Source organism: Nostocoides sp., from assembly GCF_035343835.1.
Taxonomy (GTDB): domain Bacteria; phylum Actinomycetota; class Actinomycetes; order Actinomycetales; family Dermatophilaceae; genus Nostocoides_A; species Nostocoides_A vanveenii.
Genome location: NZ_DAOQZV010000234.1, coordinates 1 through 4,838, shown reverse-complemented (window position 1 = coordinate 4,838; position 4,838 = coordinate 1). Strand labels below are relative to the sequence as shown.

Here is a 4,838-nt window from a genome sequence, read left to right as displayed (position 1 = left end):
CGGATCGGGGCGGTCAGGATCGGACCGCGGGCCAGGGCCACTCGCCGGGCATCGCGGCGATCGGCCGCGCTCGGCACCGAGGCGTATGCCGTGCCCAGCCGGACCCGCGCCCGCGAACTCAACTCGACCCGGTGCCCGGCGAGTTGGGCGCGCCAGCCGTAGTCGAGGTCGCGCCCGAGCGAGCCGAGCGTGGAGCGGTGGGCGCCCAGATCGGCATACGTCGTGCGACGCAGGAGCAGGCCCTCGGCGGGCGCCGCGAGGGCATCGACGCGGTCGTCGTACTGCTGCTGGTCGGGTTGGCCGGGGCGCGGGTCGAGTTGGAGCCGGCCGGAGCGGGTGACCTGGATCCCGAAGCGCTGCAAGCGAGAGGTGCGGTTGGCGTCGGTGAGTTTGGGGGCGGCCATGCCGACACTGTGGGAGCCGGCGAGGGTGGCGGCGAGATGGCCGAGGGCGTCGTGCTCGGCCACCGTAGCGCCGGTGAGTAGCCACAGGGCGCTCGTCCCCGGGTTGGCGGCGTCGCCGGCCGCAGCGTCCGCGGCGGCCACCGCATCCGGCAGGCCCTCCCGCAGGTCGGTCCCCGGACGGACGCGAAGGACCGTGGTGGTGGGCAGCTGACCGAGCAGGGCCTGGGAGCGCGGCAGACGTTCGGTGAGATCACCGGCCGGCGTGGCGTCGAGCACGACCAGGGCATCGGCGGGTAAGTCCTGGTCGGCGAGCGCCCAGAGCGCGTCGATGAGCGCATCGTCGATGCGCTCGGCGAGGAGAACAGCCGTGACGTGGAGGCCCGACGCGGGCACGTCAGGCGTCAGGGGCGCAGTCATACGGGTGCAGCGGTAAGCGGGCGCCGAGGCGCGCCGGCTCAGACCGCGCGCCGCTTCAGCTTGCGGCGCTCGCGCTCGGAGAGCCCGCCCCAGATGCCGAAACGCTCGTCATTGGCCAGAGCGTAGGCCAGGCATTCGGCACGGACGTCGCAGCCGACGCAGACCTTCTTGGCCTCCCGGGTGGAGCCACCTTTCTCGGGGAAGAAGGCCTCCGGATCGGTCTGGGCACACAGCGAACGCTCCTGCCAGGACAGGGCTTCGTCGACAGCGAGCCCCAAATACACCACGTCAGGCACGGGCCACTCCTCACTCCACTTCGGACTTACTTGTCAGTAGCGAACACGCCACATCGTGCCCGTACCGTAACCACACCAATGGAATTACATGCGTGTCATACCCCGGAAGTCAAGCCCTCGAGGGATATACGCAAGGATGCCGCCATGTTGATCACCGCCTTGGCCGGCGGCGTCGGTGGCGCCCGCTTCCTGCGCGGGCTGCGCGACGCCCTCGACGCGGACCCTGCTCTCGCGCAATCCGATCTGACGATCGTCGCCAATACTGGCGACGACATCACGCTCTTCGGGCTGCGGGTCAGCCCCGATGTCGACACCCTGCTCTACACCCTCGGCGGCGGGATCGACGAGGCGCAAGGGTGGGGACGCGCGGACGACAGCCGCATCGTCCAGGGTGAGCTCGCGGCATACGGCGTGGGACCGCAGTGGTTCGGGCTTGGCGACCGCGACTTCGGGACGCACATCGCGCGCTCATACTGGCTCGGCGAGGGCCTACAGCCGACCGCCATCACCGAGCGGCTGGCAACCCGGTGGGGACTGCCGGAACAACGGATCACCCTGCTGCCTATGACGGACGCGCCGGTCGAGACCCATGTCGTTGTTGAGCGCGCGGACGGCCCGCAGGCGATCCACTTCCAGCAGTGGTGGGTCGAGGACCGCACGCGGACGCCCGCGCAGCGCTTCGTCGTGGCTGGGCTGGACCGAGCGGCCGCGGCGCCCGGGGTGCTCGACGCGATCCGCGAGGCCGACCTGGTGATCCTGCCCCCGAGCAACCCCGTGGTCTCGATCGGGATCATCCTGGGCGTGCCCGGCGTGCGCGATGCCCTGCGCGGCACCACCGCGCCGGTGGTCGGGGTGTCACCGCTGATCGGCGGGCGACCCGTGCGCGGGCATGCCGACGCCTGCCTGAGCGCCATCGGCGTGGAATCGAGCGCCGCTGGGGTGGCGAGTCTGTACGCCGACTTCCTCGACGGGTGGCTGATCGACCCGGCCGATGCCGTCGCCGGCCTGCCGGGCCTGCGCGTCGAGACCTATGACCGCGAACTGCTGATGGGCGAACGCGCGGGCGCTGCGCGCCTCGCGCGGGCGGCGCTGGACCTGGGTCTGGCGCTGCGCAATGGCTGACGCTGTAGTGGAGGTTCAGGCTTTCCCGGTGGTGTCCGTGATCGGGGTGCGGGGCATTCCCGAGGTGGTAGCCGGCGCGGATCTGGCCGCGCTGGTGCACGCCGGGATCGCCGGCGGGGGGCTGGCGATCGAGCCGGGCGACATCGTGGTGGTCACCAGCAAGATCGTCTCCAAGGCCCACGGACGGTATGCCGATTCCACCGACCGGCGCGCCGTCGTCGCCGCGGAGACGGTGCGGGTGGTGGCCGAGCGGATGACGAGCACCGGGGCGACCCGCATCGTCGAAGGCCGCTGTGGCGTGGTGAGCGCCGCCGCCGGCGTGGACGCGTCGAACACCGGGGCCGGCGAGGCGATCCTGGTGCTGCCGGAGCGCCCGGACGAGGCGGCCGAACAGTTGCGGGCCGGCCTCGCGCTGCTGGCCGGACATGACGCGTTCGGGGTGATCGTCACCGACACGGCCGGCCGGCCCTGGCGCGGCGGCCAAACCGATTTCGCGCTGGGCGCGGCGGGGGTGCGGGTGATCGAGGACTACCGCGGGCTGCCCGATGCCGACGGCCGGCAGCTGGACGTCACCGCGATCGCCGTTGGGGACGAGCTCGCGGCCGCGGCCGATCTGGTCAAGGGCAAGGTCGAGCGCATCCCGGTGGCCCTGGTGCGCGGGCTGGGCCGGCTGGTCGCGCCGGACTCCTCGGTCCCGCGGGAGGATGCGGCCCGCCTCGTGCGCCGCGGCCCCGGCGACTTCTTCGCGATGGGGCACATCGAGGCCGCCCGGGCCGCACTCGGTGCCGCGCCGGGATCCGCCGAATCGGTGGCTGTCGGCATCCGCTCGGTGGGTGCCGAGCCGGTAAGCGAACGCCTGGCCCGGGCCGTCCGCCTGGCCGCCTTGTCGCTGACCGACACGCCTTCCGTGCTCGAAGCGAGCGGCGACACCGAGCCCGAAGCACGGGTGGTCCTGCACGTCCCCGGTGACGATGTCGACCTGGGCCGGCTCATCGCCCGCCTGGAGGTCGCCCTGTGGTCCGAGGGCCTGACCGCCCACGCTGAGCGGGCCGGGCGAGTCCTGACCCTTCGGGCAAATGGGTCGGGAGGGTAAAACGGGGGCCGCGCCGGGGCCGGCGGGAGCCGGCGAGCGCGAGGAGGGCCTGCACGCGATAGCGGTGACCGGCATACGGCTCCAGTAGGTGCGCCAGCTCGTCATCGTCGATGTCATGGCCGAGCAGCGCCCAACCGATCTCCTTGGCGACGTGATAGTCGCCAAAGCTCGGCGAATCGGGATCCCCGAGGGCGCGCTGGGTGCATTCGGCCGCCGTCCAGACGCCGACCCCGGGCAGGGCGAGCAGCCGCGCGCGAGCGGCGGGCAACGGCATACCGACGATCTCCTCCAGGCGGCCAGCCACCCGGGTCACCCGCATGATCGTGTCGGAGCGCTGGGGCGTCACCCCCGCCCGGAGGTACTCCCAGGACGGTATGCCGCGCCAGCCCGCCGCGGTCGGCGCCATCACCAGTCCCACGCGCGGGCCGGGCGCGGGCTCACCGAAGCGCCGGACCAGGGCGCGGTAGCCGGCGAAGGCCTCCTTGCCGGTGACCTTCTGCTCGATGATCGCCGGGACGAGGGAGTCGAGCACCAGCCGAGAGCGGCCCAGCCGCCATCCCGGATTGGCGCGTCGAGCGGCGGCCACCTGCTCGTGATGGGCGACGAAGCCCGCCCAATCGTCCCGCGCGCCGACCAGGTCCGGCAGTCCGTCGAGTAGCCAATCGGCGCCGGCTCCCCAGGCGGTCCCCACGACCGTCCCGGCTGCGGCGTCCAGCCGGACCACGAGGGTGCCCGGGCCGGCGGGCGTCTGCCGGCCCAGCCAGATGCCTGCCTCGTCACGCGCCCACGTAGGGTCCCCTCCCCCGTGGCGATACGTGCCCAGCACCGCCGAGAGGGCCAGCGGCCCGGCCGGCGCATAGTGCCGTTCCCGCGGTTGCGCCATCGCCGGTCAGCGACGGCGGAAGGTCAGGAGAATGAAGGTGTAGTCGAGGTTCACCCTGGCCCAATGGCAGGGGCGCTCGGGATGGGCCAGCACCTCGTCGGTCAGCTCACCGACGAGGTCGAGCCCCGCCTCGGCAGCATCAGCGACCAGGGCGCGGATCTCGGCGGGTCCGAAGATGTGTACGGGCACGCCGTAGGCGGCTTTCCCGGTCGTGTCCGGCGGCTCTTGGTCGTAATCGGTGGAGATCACGAGCACGCCACCGCAGCGCAGCACCCGGGCGGACTCGGTCAGGAAGGGCTGCAGCGGGACACCGTGCTCGATCACCGACATGCAGGTGATGGCGTCGAGGTAGCCGTTGGGCAGCGCTGTGGCCGTGACATCCCCATAGCGAAAGAGCACGCCGTCGCGCCGGACCGGGCCGGCGAACTCCAAGTTGATCCCCGTCAGGTCCGGGACGCCGTAGAGCCGCAGCCACGGCAGGATCGGCGAATAGCGCGCGCTGCCCGCGTCCATGACCCGGGCGGGGAAGGCGCCGTCCCGGCCGCCCAGGGACAGCACCGCCGCGACGGCACCGAGCGCGTCCCAGTTCTTGACCCGGTCGCGATGCAGTGGCAGGCGCAACC

General features: G+C 72.5%; 6 protein-coding genes. 2 read left to right on the top strand and 4 right to left on the bottom strand.

The features are described from left to right. Both PKH97_RS13695 and PKH97_RS13690 read right to left on the bottom strand, forming a co-directional pair. Positions 1-821: glycosyltransferase (locus tag PKH97_RS13695; protein WP_324388086.1), on the bottom strand; the 821-nt coding region annotated here is incomplete at its 3' end. Positions 822-859: 38 nt separating this feature from the next. Further along, on the bottom strand, positions 860-1,117 hold the full coding sequence (locus PKH97_RS13690) for a WhiB family transcriptional regulator (protein ID WP_324388085.1): 258 nt from the start codon (positions 1,115-1,117) through the stop codon (positions 860-862). Between the two features lie 144 nt (positions 1,118-1,261). Between PKH97_RS13690 and cofD the strand changes: the two genes are divergently transcribed. Both cofD and cofE read left to right on the top strand, forming a co-directional pair. Beyond that, positions 1,262-2,239, top strand: coding sequence for a 2-phospho-L-lactate transferase (cofD, locus tag PKH97_RS13685; protein WP_324388084.1), 978 nt, complete (start codon positions 1,262-1,264; stop codon positions 2,237-2,239). Next, on the top strand, positions 2,232-3,332 hold the full coding sequence (gene cofE, locus PKH97_RS13680; RefSeq protein ID WP_324388082.1) for a coenzyme F420-0:L-glutamate ligase: 1,101 nt from the start codon (positions 2,232-2,234) through the stop codon (positions 3,330-3,332). Before cofD ends, cofE begins: the two co-directional genes overlap by 8 nt. Here the strand turns inward: cofE and PKH97_RS13675 are convergent. After that, complete coding sequence (locus PKH97_RS13675) at positions 3,229-4,215, bottom strand: DNA-3-methyladenine glycosylase 2 family protein (protein ID WP_324388081.1); 987 nt, start codon at positions 4,213-4,215, stop codon at positions 3,229-3,231. The two genes, cofE and PKH97_RS13675, sit on opposite strands and share 104 nt — an antisense overlap. Positions 4,216-4,221: 6 nt before the next feature. Then, positions 4,222-4,838: methyltransferase domain-containing protein (locus PKH97_RS13670; protein ID WP_324388080.1), on the bottom strand; the 617-nt coding region annotated here is incomplete at its 5' end.